We start from the raw sequence: 13257 nt of genomic DNA on the forward strand, positions 1-13257 counted from the left end.
CGGCGCAGCCCTACTCCTCCTGACCCCGCTGAAAGAGGCTGATCTGCGCCTCGGCAAGTTCGCGCGGTGCTTCGAGGCCGAGATGCCGCCACGCCTTGGCGGCCAGCACACGCCCGCGTGGCGTACGCTGGATAAAACCCTGTTGGATGAGGTAGGGCTCGATAATGTCCTCGATGGCGTCACGCGGTTCTGAAAGCGCGGCAGCGATCGTTTCGATTCCGACCGGGCCGCCGCCGAAGTTCTCCACGATCATGGTAAGATAGCGCCGGTCGAGCTGGTCCAGCCCGAGTGTATCCACATCGAGCCGCAAAAGCGCCTGGTCTGCCACCTCGCGCGTGACCTCTTGCGCACCGGCCACGGCCGCGAAATCCCGTACCCGGCGCAGAAGCCGGCTGGCGATGCGCGGGGTCCCCCGCGCACGCCTGGCGATCTCCTCGGCCCCGTCATCCGTCAATGCCAAACCGAGAATGCGCGCCCCGCGCGTGACGATCGCTTGCAGCTCGTCCACCGTATAGAACTCGAGCCGCACCGGAATACCGAAACGGTCGCGCAGCGGCGTCGTAAGCAGCCCGAGCCGTGTCGTCGCGGCCACGAGCGTAAAGCGGGAGAGGTCGATCTTGACGGAGCGTGCGGACGGCCCCTCGCCAATAATGAGGTCGAGCTGATAGTCCTCCATGGCGGGGTAGAGGATTTCCTCCACGGCGGGGCTGAGGCGATGGATCTCGTCGATGAATAGCACATCCCGCTCTTCCAGATTGGTCAGAAGCGCGGCGAGGTCGCCCGCCTTGGCAATCACCGGACCGGAAGTGGAGCGGAAACTGACACCGAGCTCGCGCGCCATGATCTGGGCAAGCGTCGTCTTGCCGAGACCGGGCGGGCCGACGAAGAGCACATGATCCAGCGCTTCGCCACGCCCGCGCGCGGCCTCCACGAAAACCTTGAGATTGGCACGCGCGGCCTTCTGGCCGATAAACGCGTCGAGTGTCTGCGGACGCATGGTGGCGTCCGTGTCTTCCCCGCGCTCACCGGCCGAAACCAGACGGTCGGCTTCACTCATCAAGGCAACTCCACTGCGCTCACGCGCTTCTTGCGCTGTCGAATGTCACGCCCCCTGTACTGTTTGCCAGTCGCAGCGAACGGTCAGCGTGTTCTCACCTTCTAACGCGCGAGCTCCTTCAGCCCAAGTCTAATAAGCGTACCCGCATCCGCGTTTTCACCAGCGGTTTTGAGCGCCGCTGCGACCGCGTTTGACGCCATATCCCGCGAATATCCGAGATTTGCCAGTGCGGAGACCGCGTCGGAGATTGGGGCCGGAGCGGCGCCTTCGCCCAGCTCCTCTTTGAGCCCGATGGATTCGGCGCCCCCCGCATAGGCCGGCGCCTTGCTCTTCAGTTCCGTCACGATGCGTTCGGCAACCTTCTTACCCACCCCGGGCGCGCGGGCGACCATCGCGGCATCCTTGAGCGCGATGGCATTGGCCAGTTCCGAGGGCGAAAGCGTCGATAGTACCGCCAGCGCCACCTTTGCACCGACACCCTGCACGTTGTTCTGCAACAGGCGGAACCACTCGCGCTCGAGCACGCTTTGAAAGCCGTAAAGCCGGATCATGTCCTCTCGGACATAGGTTTCGATGTAAAGAGTTATCGCCACGCCCTGACCCTCGAGCGCGGAAAGTGTACGCGCCGAGCAGTGAGCGACATAACCCACACCGCCGACATCGATTACACAATGATCGTCCCCGATCTCGTCGATGATTCCCTTCAGCTTTCCAATCATGACTGCATTTCCACGGCAAGACGCGACGCGGCAGAGTGCCGATTGTGCGAGTGGCAGATCGCAATCGCAATGGCATCGGCGGCATCGTCCGTGTCGAAGCTGGCCTTGGGCATCAAAACCTTCACCATCATGTGAATCTGCTTCTTGTCGCCGTGGCCAACGCCGATCACCGCCTTCTTCACCGCATTCGGGGCATATTCGGCAACCGGAAGGCCAGCCTGCGCCGGCACCAGCATCGCAATGCCGCGTGCCTGGCCAAGTTTCAAGGTCGCGGTGGCATCCTTGTTGACGAAGGTGGCCTCCACGGCGGCCTCTTCCGGCGCGAATTGCTTCAAGATGGCCGAAAGCCCCTCGTAAATCTGGCAGAGCCGTGAGGCCAGATCCGCCTTATCGGTCGAGCGCACGGTGCCAGCCCCCACGAAGCGCAGCGAATTGCCCCGCGTCTCGATAATGGCCCAGCCGGTGCGCCTCAGCCCCGGATCGATGCCCATAATGCGAATCGCCTCGTCCATGGCCTCACCATAGCCCGGCCGAGGCCTATTGCCATCGCATGATGCATGCGCAACCAGCAGGTCACGGATTTTTCTGGCGGATAGACGACAAACGGCGGGAAAGCGTGGACGCCTTACTTTCCGATCAGCAGTTTCTGTTTCTCGCCGCGACGGTGCTGGTCGCCGGCATCGCGCGTGGACTGTCCGGTTTCGGAACCGGCATGATCACCGCTCCGATAGCGGCGGCCCTCTACGATCCGATCACGGCTGTCGTGCTGATCACCATTATCGACTCGCTCCCGATATTGCCCGTTACGATTCCCGTACTGAAACATGCCCGCTGGCGCGAAGTGCTTCCGATTTTCGCCGGTCTCACGCTGTTCCTGCCGGTCGGCGTCTATATCCTGAAGAACACCGATCCGACGCCAATGCGATGGATCATCTGCATTGCGATTCTCCTCTGCGTGTCCGCCCTGTGGCGCGGCTGGCGCTATCGCGGCCCCCGCTCCATTCCTGTGTCCTTTTCGGTGGGCAGTGTTGCCGGCGTGCTTAGCGGGGTCGCCTCCATTCCCGGACCGCCGGTGATCATTTACTGGCTGGCTTCGGCACTTCCGGCCATGATCATGCGCGCCAATCTCCTGACGCTCTTTCTGCTGGGGGAAATCATGTCACTCGGCAATCTCTGGGCGGCGGGGCTTTTCGAGATGCCGCGCATTATTCTCGGTCTCGCCTCGGCGCCGGTGTATCTCGCCGGGCTGCTGACCGGCTGGTTCCTCTATGGGTTTGCCAGCGAGCGGACCTACCGCCGAATTACATTTACCCTCATCATTGCGGCAGCAATCACCGCACTTCCCGCGACGGAGCAGATCTTGAGGCTAATGATCGAGACAGTAGGTTAACCCTGTCCGAAGGCGGTCTGCAGCAGATTGATCTGGTCGGAAACGGGATTAATGTTCCGGCCGCCGGCGCTGCTGCCAGTATCCAGGCCGTAGATTTCGTCATCCATGCGGCGCACCAAAGCCTGCAGCCGCAATGAATGCTGGACGATGCTGCGAAATTTTTCAGGCAGGTCTTTCCATCCCGGCGTATCCTCGGGAACCGATACGGTGTCCAAACGCACCTTCGCCTTTTCCGCCGCCACCTGCTCGCGCGTCATCTCTCCTGTGTTCGCCGAACGCTGCAGGAGAAGCCAGGACGCAAGCTGCATGAGACGCGTGGTCAGACGCATGGATTCCGCAGCGTAAAGGCCGGCAGCAACCTGTGGAAGATGCTTGGCTGCAATCCGACCGTCTCCGTCCAGGTATTCCGCGGCTTCTTCCACCAGCCCCATGCCCTCGTCGTAAAGCGGTTTGAAGGACTGAGAGAAAACGCGTCGCTCCGCCAGTTTTACCGTGTTCTTTTCGCCTTCTTGCGTCACCATACGTGAAACTTGCCCCACCACACTCTGGATACGCCGGAAGAATCGACGCCACCGCTCGTTATTATACCGTTTCGGCTGCCCGGAAAATGCGCTTCGTTCGCGCCGAAGGCAACCCCTGCGAATCAACGGTTAACAACCGATCCAGGCAAAAAAAAGAGCCGCGGTTGCGGCTCTCAGGAGTTAAACAGGGAGGCGTCAAACAGAATGGCACCAGCCATCCGGTAAGAATCCAGACAAAACTGGATGAACACAGTAAACGCACGTAAAGCTTAACAGCTGGTTAACAGAATCGTCTGGCTTCGATTAATTTTGGCGCAGACGCGATCAACAGCCGCTTTTTGCACATCGATGGAACATTGCGCATGCGACGACGCTTTGCGGGGAATCGCGGATTCATGTGCGAGAGGAAAAAATGCAAGTACGCGAGATGATCAGTTCCCATCCGGACGTTCAGGGCAGCACCGCTGACAAGCTGCTGCAGTGCATCGAGGAATGCTATAATTGCGCCCAGACCTGCACAGCCTGTGCCGATGCATGCCTGGCGGAGCAGTCAGCCGACAAGCTCAGGCAGTGTATCCGGCTCAATCTCGATTGCGCCGACACATGCGCGGCAACCGGGGCGATGGCCTCCCGCCGCACGGGAACCAACGTGGACGTTCTGCGGGCGATGGTTCAGGTCTGCGAGCAGGCTTGCCGCGCTTGCGGCGACGAATGCCAGAAGCACGGGAGCCAGCATGAGCATTGCAGGATTTGCGCCGAGGCCTGCATGCGTTGTGCGGATGCCTGCCGCGACGCGCTTCCGGAGATCCGCTGACGCGCTCCAAGACGGCACGAGGTCTGTGGCGGTCAAGTTGCCTTAAATGGCTTCATGGCGGGTTCGTTCTGGCGGCATGGCCTGCCACAATCTCGTTGCCACCTTTGCCTTCCGAAAGCGCCGCTAGAGCGCATCCGAGGCTACGGTGAAGTACGTCAAAGAAGTTGTGGAGCGTTTGCCCCTGGCTAACCGGGACAGGCGGTTTGCGCCCCCACCGCCCGATTGCAGACATCCTGCCGAACTTGGGCTCTCCCCAATGACAGCATCCCGGTCAGCAACGCGCGGTAGCAGGCGGCACGTGCAAGATGCATATGCTCGTGAGCACGCACCTTATCCGCCGTCGATCGCTTCTCCCATAATGGCAATGGCCTGCTGGTAGACGCCTGCCGCGTTCCAGCCCTGAATGGCGACGAAATTTGGCTGGCCGGGCTGATATCCCGCACCCGGCTGCCAGCCATGGGCCCGCAGGAAATTCGCGGTCGAGGCCAGCGCATCCGCCGGGGAACCGATCATATCGACGCGCCCGTCGCCATTACCGTCAACACCATAGCGCACGACGTTGCCGGGCAGAAATTGCGTCTGGCCGATTTCACCATGCGCCGCGCCGATAGCGGAGGGACTAAGCATGCCGCGATCTACCAGACTAAGCGCGGCATAGAGGTGTTTCGTGAAAAACTCGGAGCGGCGGCAATCATAGGCAAGAGTGGCCACGGCCGAGAGAATGTTCTGGTTGCCGAGATATCCGCCAAACCCCGTTTCCATGCCCCATATAGCCAGAAGGGGCCCGGGCGGGACTCCGTATTGGCGCTCGATCCCATCGAGCATGGCCCCGTGAATGTCCTTCATGTGCTTACCGCGCTTAATGATGGTATCGGCACCGCGTTTTTTCATAAAGCCCTCGAGGGAGAGCTTGAAGCTCTTCTGTCCGCGGTCGGCGGCGATGGTGCTTTGCGCATAGCTGGTTCGCGAAAGCGCGTCGAGCCCCGGAGAACCCACGCCCTGGGCCTGTGCCTCCTGCATGAATTGCGATTTCCAACTTTCGAACCCACCAGGGTCGTTTCCGCATTGCGCTGCCGCCGCGATTCCGCTCTGACTCGCGAAGGCAAAAAGAGCGACGGCCAGAAAACGTGCTTTATTTCCGAAACGCATGACTCATATCCTCGTGCCGCAGTGATCCCATCAATGGCAGCGAAAAGTTACTATCTCGCTGCCGCGTGCATTTAATATCAACGTATTAATGACCGGATTGCCCGGAGATACCGTGTGTCGTGGCAAGGCGCGGATCACGCGCCATAATACCCTTGCCTCATAAGCGCGGCGCAACGCGGAGCGCGAGAGGCCCTAGCCGCCGGACTTGTTGCGCTGCCTGTACGATGCCCCAATCGCCCTCTCCGTCAGATCGGTCAATGGTTATCTTCCCTTGGTACTTGCGTTGAAGTCCGTAAAGGCGGAGCAAGCGACAACGTTCTTGCTCCGGTGCAATTCACTCGGTCATACGGTGCGCTTACCTAAATGCGCCCCATCAATGCCAGGATAAGGATGACAAGCAGGATGACGCCCACGATACCGGAGGGACCATACCCCCAACCGCGTGAATAGGGCCATGCGGGGATTGCGCCAAGAAGAACCAGAATCAGGATAATAATGAGAATTGTACCCAGTGACATTGCATTGTCCTTTTCCGTGATGCTCCGGCTAAACAATGCAAGGGCACGGCAGGTTCCGTAGCCGCGCCCGGAGCCACTGACTATTCGGCGGGAGTGGGAAGGGCGTCCGCTCCCTCATCTCCGGAATCGCTGCCGCGGCGCCGACGGAACAGGCGGGAGAAAATGCTGCGCTTGTCGCCGGTTGGGCGCTTGTCCCGCGTGAAGACCATAAGCGCCGCTGGGGTGACGACCAAGGTAAGGACGGTGGCGAAGCTGAGGCCGTAGACGATGGCGCTCGACAGCGACATCCACCACTGCGTCGACGGGGCGCCGATGGTCACCTCATGATGGAAGAGTTCGAGGCCGAGGCCGAAGGCAATCGGCAGCACGCCCAGAACCGCCGAAATCGCCGTCAGCAACACTGGCCGGGCGCGTTCGCGGCAGGTCTGGATAATGGCGTCATACTTGTTCATGCCCTCTTCGCGAAGACGGTCATAGGTGTCGATGAGCACGATGTTGTTGTTCACCACCACGCCGGCAAGCGCGATCACCCCGATACCGGACATGACGATGCCGAAGGTCTGGCCCGTGATAAGCAGGCCCAGGAAGACACCGATCGTCGACATCACCACCGTCATCAGCACGAGGAAGACGCTTGTGAACTTATTGAACTGCGCGAGCAGCACGACGAAGATGAGGAAGATCGCCGCGCCAAAGGCGTTCATGAGGAAGGCCGCCGCTTCGTCGCTCTCCTCGCTGGAACCGGCGAGCTTCCACCGTGTGGCGCCTAGATCCAGTTCCTGCATGGCTTCACTCACCTCAGCCTGGACCGCGGCTTCCTGATAGTCACTGGCGATATTGGCGGTAACGGTAATCGTGCGCCGGCCATCGATCCGCTTGAGGACCCCCGTGCTGCGTTCCGGCGTGCGAATGACGAAATTCGAGATCGGCACCGGTCCCTGGTTCGTCTCCACGCGGAGCTGATCCAGCGTCGACAAGGTTCGCCGATCCTCGGGCAGGCGCAGACGGATGTCGACAGGATCGTCGACGCCGGCCGGCCTGTATTCCGATAGTTTGAGCCCGTTGGTGACGAGTTGGACCACGGTGCCCACGGAGGTCGGGTTCACCCCGTACTGGGCGGCCTTGGCGCGATCCACCTGGATCGCCCAATCGACGCCGGGCGGGGGCAGCCCATTCGAAATATCGATGACGCCCTCGATCTGGCCGATCCGCTCGGCGACCGTCAGAGCCTGATTTTCCAGTTGCGCCGGATCGATGGCCGAGAGCTGCAGTTGGATCGCCTGTCCCGTGGGCGGGCCGGCATCAGGCACGCGGACTTCCACCTCTACGCCCGCCATACCGGCCATCTCGGCGCGGAGATCGTTCAGGATATCGTTGGCCGACTTGCGCTCGCGCCAATCAATGAATTCGTACTGGATAACCCCGACGACGTCTTCGTCGATATCCTCGCCGCCGCCGCGCGTCTGGCCGACGCGGGTATAGACGGACTCGATGCCCGGCCAGGTGAGGAGCTTCTCCTCGGCCGGGCGGACCAGCCGGTCCATCTCGTCGAGCGAAAGATTTCCGCGCGCGTGGACATACATGAGCCCGTATTCGGGTTCGACATCGGGGAAGAACTCGACCCCCGCTCCGTATTTGGAATATGCCATCTGAACCGCGACAAGCAGCGCCACCGTCAGAAGAAGGACGGTTTTGGGATAGTGGATCGCACGCCGGACGAAACGGATATACCAGCCGTCGGGTCCGGGCTCCTCCTGCACATGTGCCTTGGCGAAGATCGCTCCGAGCGTGGGCACGAAAATGAGCGCGTAGAGCATCGATGCTGAGAGGGTAACGATGAGCGTTATCGGCAGGTATTTCATGAACTCGCCGACGATGCCTGGCCAGAAGAGCAGCGGCGAGAAGGCGGCAATGCGTGTCGTGGTGGCGGCGATGACAGGGCCGGCCATGCGTTTTGCGGCAAGCTCGAAGGCCTGGGCGCGGGGCATGCCTTCGGTCATCCGGCGCTCGGCGAACTCCGTTACGATGATGGCGTCGTCCACAAGCATGCCGACAGCCAGGATGAGGCTGAACAGCACGATCATATTGACCGTGTAACCAGCAAGCGAAAGGAAATAGATCCCCATCAGGAAGGAAGCGGGAATAGCCAGGCCGATCAGGAGCGACGAGCGGCCCGACAGCATGTAAAGCACGACGATGAAGACCAGGATGACCGCGATCAGGACGTGGTTCTGCAAGTCGCTCAGCATATCGCGGATCATCACCGACTTGTCCTGGCTGTAGGTGACGGTCACGCCTTCGGGCAGGTTGGCGACGAACGCGGCCGCGGTGGCCTTGACTGCTTCGACCGTGTCAACCAGGTTGGCGCCGACGCGCTTCTTCACCTCGATGGCAATCGCGCTCTTGCCGTCAAGGCGGGTAATGGTCTCGGCATCGGTGAAGGTGGAACGCACCCTGGCGATATCCTGCGCGCGCACCACGGCGTCCGGCGTGGCGACAATCGGCAGGTTGGCGATATCCTCGGGAGTCTCGATCAGCGCGGGCACCTTGACGGAATAACGCCCCTCTGATCCCTCCAGCGCACCGGCCGCCACCAGGCTGTTCGAAGCATTCACGGCTGCCGCGAGTTGGTCGAGCTCGAGCCCGTAGGAGGAAAGCTTGACCGGATCGATAATAACCTCGGCAAGTTCGTCCCGTGCACCCTGTAGCCCCCCTTCCAGAACGCCGGGGATCTCCTCGATACGGTCGCGTAGATCCCGCCCCGCTTTCGCAAGGATCCGCTCTGGCAGGTTACCGGAGAGCGTCACGACGAGGATGGGAAACTCCGAGACATTGACCTCGTGCACCGAGGGATCGTCCGCGCTCGAGGGCAACTGGCGCTCGGCATCGGCGACCTTGGCGCGCGCGTCCTCGATCGCGTTGGAGAAATCATAGCCGGCCTGGAACTCAAGCAGCACGAAGCCGCCGCCCTCATATGCCGACGAGCGCATTTCCTTGACGCCTTCCAGCCCCTTCAGCTCCGTTTCTACCGGGCGTAGGAGCAAGCGCTCCGAGTCTTCCGGTGAAATACCCTGGAGGCTTAGACTGACGTAGATAAAAGGAATGGGAACGTCGGGTTCAGCTTCCTTGGGAATGTTGATATAGGCCAGCGCCCCCGCGATCACAAAGAACACAAGGATGGACAGCGTGAGCCGTGCGTTCCGGATGGCAAGTTGGACCAGATCCATGGCTTACTACCTTTGCGGTTCCGCCGTGGGGAATTCCGCTCCGGCAGCAAGCTCACGCAACGTGCTTTGATCGATCGTATCGACGTTGACCCGTTCTCCCTCAGTGACGAAGTCTTGCCCGGCGACAATCACACGGGTGTCGGCAGGAATCCCGGCCAGAAAAAGCGCTTCGGGCGTATCGTCGACAATATCGACGGGGTAAAAGTTCACCACGTCGGCATCATCGACCGCCCGGATGCCCAATTCCCCCTCGCTGTTCAGCGTTACAACCGAGCGCGGCAACGCTGCGGTCTCCACCATACGGGCACGAATGTCGATCTCGGCCGTCATGCCGGCCGGGATACTGTTGTCGGGGTTGGCAATGGCGACCTCGATACGGTAGGTGCGCGTCTGCGCCGAGGCCTGCCGGCTGATGTATCGAATCCGGCCCTTCAGAACGTCATTGTTGACGAGGCGCACTTCGGCCTCGTCACCGATTTCGACCGTGTCGAGATAGCGCTCGCTCACCTCGCCAACGGCGATAATGGGATCGAGCTTCAAAAGCGTCGCCACCTGGCCGTTCACCGATATGGCGCTTCCCCGCTCCACGTCGAGGGTGTTAATGATGCCAGGAAAGGGCGCGCGGACAGTGATGCGGTCAAGCTCCGCCTGCGCCTGTTCAAGCGCGGAGCGCGCGCTGGCCAGGGCCGAACGCGCGGCTTCCCGCTGGATAGTCGAGATATTGCCGCTCTCGGCCAGCCGTTCGGCAGCCGCAGCCTCGGCTTCGCGGTGGGCAAGCTGCTGACGCGCCGATTCGACAGCCGCCTCCTTGCCTTCGGCCTCAACCCGCAGAATAACATCGCCTTCTTCCACCTGATCGCCCTCAGCAAAAGGCAGCTCCTCGACGATGCCATCTGTCCGGGCGGCCAGTATGGCATCCTTATCGGCTTCCATGGCGCCGGAAATGCGAATGTTGCGCGCGTGCTCCTGGCGCGGCGGCACCGCAACATGAACGGTTTTCAGAGCGGGCTGTTCGCTTTCCGGCTCAGGTGTTGTCGCCGCGGATGCCATTGCGGGCTCTTCCTGACGCGCGCTGCCCACGGATGAAAACTCGCCTGTGGCGATCCACGCAGCTGTCGCCAAGAGAACAAACACGGCCGCAACTTTATGGAACTTAAGCTTTCCCATGACATTCCCAATGTGCTGAAGGCGGCCGTCAGGCGGCACAATCCCCGCCGAAATGGGACCGGCGGGCGTTGAATTCAATCTCGCCAAAGGGAGCTTGTGCTCCGATTGTTTCTATCGCCGTTTTGCGCTGCAAAAAGCCACGCTGCGCTCACTCCTGACAACGGGCTGTCACCATTGATGAAGCGCAGAAAGCCCAGAGTGTATTCGTAAAGAATACGCGCGATCAGGCGGCCGACACATTGACAAAATTCGTCATTTTGTCAACAACGGAATTGTGACAATCGTGAGCATATTGAGAACCACGGAAAAAGCACGAGGCGACCCCAAACGGGAGCGTATTCTCGAAGGGGCGAAGCAGGTCTTTTTGACCTACGGTTACTCACGCACGACGATGGACGACATAGCACGTGCCACTGAGATTTCCCGGCCTGCACTTTACCTTCAGTTCCGCAATAAAGCGGATATATTCCGGGCTGTGGGGCAAGTCTTCCTGGACGAGTCACTTGCCGGCGCGCTCGAAGCCCTGCGCGAGGACGCGCCGCTCGGCAATCGGCTCATCAAGGCATTGGATCGCGGGTTATTCCAACTCTTTCATATCATCGAGGATTCACCACACGGCGACGAGCTCGTTGACGTGGAAAACCAGATCGCAGCCGATATCGTTTCAGCATGGCGGGAAAACCTAGTAGAGGCCTTTACCCAGGCAATCGCCGAGGAGGCCGGAAGGCGCGGCATTCAACTGGAAGACCGCAACCTTTCGGCACCGCTTCTGGCAGATATGCTGTTCGGCATTCTGGACGGGCTCAAGCTCCGCGGCTTGTGCGGCACTCACGCGCGTGATTACTCCTGCAAATTCGTCACGCTGATCGAACTTGCTCTCGCCCGCGGCTGAGGTCGACGAACCTCGGTCTACCGACGCATGAAAAGGCTGGCCGCAAGTCCCAGTACGATGACGCTCGCCGCTGCAATGCTTGCCGTCGTGGCCGGGTGGGCCTGGGCGGATTTCTGCAACCTGTGAGCCTGCTGCCGCATGTCCGGCATGTTGTGCATGTAGTCCCGCATCACATCGGCGAAATCTTCGCCCACATGGCGCGTGTCCCGATAGGCTGCTCGGCCACGGCTTGCCATCTGCTTTTTCAAGCCAGCAACTTCGTGACTGAGGCGCACAAGCTGATCTTGCACATCTTCACGTATGTCTTGGTGGCGTCCATGATGCATGGCGATCTCCTGAAGAGCCCCTGAGTTCTCGCCACCCTAACCAGCGCGTGTGGCACTCGGTTCCATGATCGCGTGACAGAAGCGCTCTCGTGCCAGATTCAGCGCAATAACTCACGGGAAGCATCACCGGAAAGTTCCATCGCAGCGCAAAGCAGCAGGTTGGTGCCGGCCTCGATGTCGTCCCATTCCGTCCTCTCCTGCGGCGCGTGGCTGATGCCGCCGACGGAGGGCACGAAGATAAGGCCGGCGCGGGTGATACCGGCCATGACCTGTACATCGTGGCCGGCCCCACTGGGCATCAGCGGCGCATCGAGGCCGAGGCGCTCTGCTGCCCGCTGGAACACGGCGATCACTTCGGGGTGGCAAGGAGTGGGAGGAAGCCAGCTTGTCTCATTGATCGAGACTGTGAGGCCATGCTTTTCTGCAGCCGCCGCTATGCGCGCCTTTGCGCCCGCCGCGAGGCGCCGCATTACGTCCTCTTCCATGTCGCGCGCGACGAGGGAGAACTCGGCTGCCCCAGGCACCGTGTGCGGAAAATCGGGCTCCACCAAAACTTTACCGATGGTCACACGGCTCGTTTCGCTACCATCTTCGGCTATGAGTTCGGGGATTCCGTGGGCGAAATCCGCGAGTCCCGCGAAGGCGTCGCGGCGCATCTCCATCGGCGTGGTGCCGGAGTGGTTGGCCTCCCCCTCGAGCCGGATCGTCCAGTTGAAGACGCCCGAAATGCCGGTGACAATGCCGGCGGACTTCTTCTCCCTCTCAAGCACCGGCCCCTGTTCCACATGAATTTCCAGGAAAGCCGCGATCGAACCTTCCGGCCGCTTCGCCTCAAGGGCCTTATAGGGTTCCAGCCCCTGCGCGCGCATGGCCTCGAAGAGGCGCGTGCCTCCGTCGTCGCGCGCCGTCTCCAGCCATTCGCGCGTGACCTGTCCGGCCAGCGCCTGGGCGCCGAACATGCCGCCGAAGCGGCCTTCCTCTTCTGCCGTCGCCATCACCTCGACCGGGCGGACCGGGACCCACCCAGCCTCCCTCATGGCGCGCACGCATTCGAGCGCGGCCAGCACACCCAATGCGCCGTCGAACATGCCGCCATCCGGCACGCTGTCGAGGTGGGAGCCCAGCATGACCGCCGCCCCTTCGCCGATCTCCCAGCGGCCGGAGAGATTGCCGGCACCGTCCATCGCAACCGCCAGCCCCGCATCCTCCATCAGACCGGCAACGAAGCGGCGGCCCTCCATGTCCGCGTCGGAGAAGCTGACGCGGTCGACGCCGCCGGTCACCGGGTTGCGGCCGATCGCGCCCAGTGCTTCCATGTCGCGGCGTAGGCGTTGAAGATCGATCCGAGGGGCGGAATTGTTCTGGGTCATGGCCGGCCTGCCGGAAATTTGACTACAAAAAAGCGGAATAGAGGGTTGCGTATTTATCATGATAAATTACGATCACAATAGATGACAGGGCAGATGGCCAAAAAAGT

13 protein-coding genes are annotated in these 13257 nt (G+C 61.2%); 3 read left to right on the plus strand and 10 right to left on the minus strand.

The window, feature by feature from the left end:
- Window positions 1-10 precede the first annotated feature (10 nt).
- The 3 genes from ruvB to ruvC form a co-directional block, all read right to left on the minus strand.
- Entirely contained in the window at window positions 11-1057 is a 1047-nt protein-coding gene (gene ruvB / locus LY631_RS01270) for a Holliday junction branch migration DNA helicase RuvB (RefSeq protein WP_274423294.1), read from the minus strand.
- Window positions 1058-1158: 101 nt separating this feature from the next.
- Window positions 1159-1776 (minus strand): Holliday junction branch migration protein RuvA, encoded by a 618-nt coding sequence (ruvA, locus tag LY631_RS01275; protein ID WP_274423295.1) that lies wholly within the window; start codon window positions 1774-1776, stop codon window positions 1159-1161.
- Window positions 1773-2288 carry a crossover junction endodeoxyribonuclease RuvC gene (ruvC, locus tag LY631_RS01280; protein ID WP_274423296.1) on the minus strand — a complete coding sequence of 172 codons (516 nt, stop codon included), beginning with the start codon at window positions 2286-2288 and terminating at the stop codon, window positions 1773-1775. Before ruvC ends, ruvA begins: the two co-directional genes overlap by 4 nt.
- A 104-nt stretch (window positions 2289-2392) precedes the next feature.
- Here ruvC and LY631_RS01285 point away from each other — a divergent pair, with 104 nt between their 5' ends.
- The gene (locus LY631_RS01285) at window positions 2393-3166 is read left to right on the plus strand and encodes a sulfite exporter TauE/SafE family protein (RefSeq protein ID WP_274423297.1); all 774 of its coding nucleotides are present in this window, start codon (window positions 2393-2395) and stop codon (window positions 3164-3166) included.
- Here the strand turns inward: LY631_RS01285 and rcdA are convergent.
- On the minus strand, window positions 3163-3687 hold the full coding sequence (gene rcdA / locus LY631_RS01290) for a protease adaptor protein RcdA (RefSeq protein ID WP_274423298.1): 525 nt from the start codon (window positions 3685-3687) through the stop codon (window positions 3163-3165). The two genes, LY631_RS01285 and rcdA, sit on opposite strands and share 4 nt — an antisense overlap.
- A gap of 412 nt (window positions 3688-4099) precedes the next feature.
- On the opposite strand from rcdA, the gene LY631_RS01295 reads away from it, so the two are divergent.
- The gene (locus tag LY631_RS01295) at window positions 4100-4501 is read left to right on the plus strand and encodes a four-helix bundle copper-binding protein (RefSeq protein ID WP_274423299.1); all 402 of its coding nucleotides are present in this window, start codon (window positions 4100-4102) and stop codon (window positions 4499-4501) included.
- A gap of 330 nt (window positions 4502-4831) precedes the next feature.
- On the opposite strand, the gene LY631_RS01300 is transcribed toward LY631_RS01295, so the two are convergent.
- The 4 genes from LY631_RS01300 to LY631_RS01315 all read right to left on the minus strand — a co-directional run bounded on the left by LY631_RS01300 (window position 4832) and on the right by LY631_RS01315 (window position 10562).
- On the minus strand, window positions 4832-5650 hold the full coding sequence (locus tag LY631_RS01300) for a lytic murein transglycosylase (protein ID WP_274423300.1): 819 nt from the start codon (window positions 5648-5650) through the stop codon (window positions 4832-4834).
- 359 nt (window positions 5651-6009) lie between these two features.
- Complete coding sequence (locus LY631_RS01305) at window positions 6010-6168, minus strand: DUF3309 family protein (RefSeq protein WP_274423301.1); 159 nt, start codon at window positions 6166-6168, stop codon at window positions 6010-6012.
- Window positions 6169-6248: 80 nt separating this feature from the next.
- Window positions 6249-9395, minus strand: a complete 3147-nt coding sequence (locus LY631_RS01310) for an efflux RND transporter permease subunit (RefSeq protein ID WP_274423302.1) — start codon at window positions 9393-9395, stop codon at window positions 6249-6251.
- Window positions 9396-9401: 6 nt separating this feature from the next.
- Window positions 9402-10562 (minus strand): efflux RND transporter periplasmic adaptor subunit, encoded by a 1161-nt coding sequence (locus LY631_RS01315; protein ID WP_274423303.1) that lies wholly within the window; start codon window positions 10560-10562, stop codon window positions 9402-9404.
- A 283-nt stretch (window positions 10563-10845) separates the two neighbouring features.
- Here LY631_RS01315 and LY631_RS01320 point away from each other — a divergent pair, with 283 nt between their 5' ends.
- Window positions 10846-11454: a TetR/AcrR family transcriptional regulator gene (locus LY631_RS01320; RefSeq protein WP_274423304.1), complete on the plus strand. Its 609-nt coding sequence runs from the start codon at window positions 10846-10848 to the stop codon at window positions 11452-11454.
- Window positions 11455-11471: 17 nt separating this feature from the next.
- Here the strand turns inward: LY631_RS01320 and LY631_RS01325 are convergent, their stop codons facing one another.
- Window positions 11472-11780, minus strand: a complete 309-nt coding sequence (locus tag LY631_RS01325) for a hypothetical protein (protein WP_274423305.1) — start codon at window positions 11778-11780, stop codon at window positions 11472-11474.
- A 98-nt stretch (window positions 11781-11878) separates the two neighbouring features.
- Entirely contained in the window at window positions 11879-13150 is a 1272-nt protein-coding gene (locus LY631_RS01330) for a Zn-dependent hydrolase (RefSeq protein ID WP_274423306.1), read from the minus strand.
- Window positions 13151-13257: the final 107 nt, after the last annotated feature.

The sequence above is a fragment of the Chelativorans sp. YIM 93263 genome (assembly GCF_028767125.1).
GTDB lineage: Bacteria > Pseudomonadota > Alphaproteobacteria > Rhizobiales > Rhizobiaceae > Chelativorans.

Excerpts from the sequence above, each read along its gene's own strand:
- LY631_RS01310 (WP_274423302.1), bottom strand. The coding sequence starts at position 9,395 with ATGGATCTGGTCCAACTTGCCATCCGGAACGCACGGCTCACGCTGTCC.
- LY631_RS01305 (WP_274423301.1), bottom strand. The coding sequence starts at position 6,168 with ATGTCACTGGGTACAATTCTCATTATTATCCTGATTCTGGTTCTTCTT.
- LY631_RS01325 (WP_274423305.1), bottom strand. The coding sequence starts at position 11,780 with ATGCATCATGGACGCCACCAAGACATACGTGAAGATGTGCAAGATCAG.
- rcdA (WP_274423298.1), bottom strand. The coding sequence starts at position 3,687 with ATGGTGACGCAAGAAGGCGAAAAGAACACGGTAAAACTGGCGGAGCGA.
- LY631_RS01315 (WP_274423303.1), bottom strand. The coding sequence starts at position 10,562 with ATGGGAAAGCTTAAGTTCCATAAAGTTGCGGCCGTGTTTGTTCTCTTG.
- LY631_RS01300 (WP_274423300.1), bottom strand. The coding sequence starts at position 5,650 with ATGCGTTTCGGAAATAAAGCACGTTTTCTGGCCGTCGCTCTTTTTGCC.
- LY631_RS01295 (WP_274423299.1), top strand. The coding sequence starts at position 4,100 with ATGCAAGTACGCGAGATGATCAGTTCCCATCCGGACGTTCAGGGCAGC.
- LY631_RS01330 (WP_274423306.1), bottom strand. The coding sequence starts at position 13,150 with ATGACCCAGAACAATTCCGCCCCTCGGATCGATCTTCAACGCCTACGC.
- ruvA (WP_274423295.1), bottom strand. The coding sequence starts at position 1,776 with ATGATTGGAAAGCTGAAGGGAATCATCGACGAGATCGGGGACGATCAT.
- ruvC (WP_274423296.1), bottom strand. The coding sequence starts at position 2,288 with ATGGACGAGGCGATTCGCATTATGGGCATCGATCCGGGGCTGAGGCGC.
- ruvB (WP_274423294.1), bottom strand. The coding sequence starts at position 1,057 with ATGAGTGAAGCCGACCGTCTGGTTTCGGCCGGTGAGCGCGGGGAAGAC.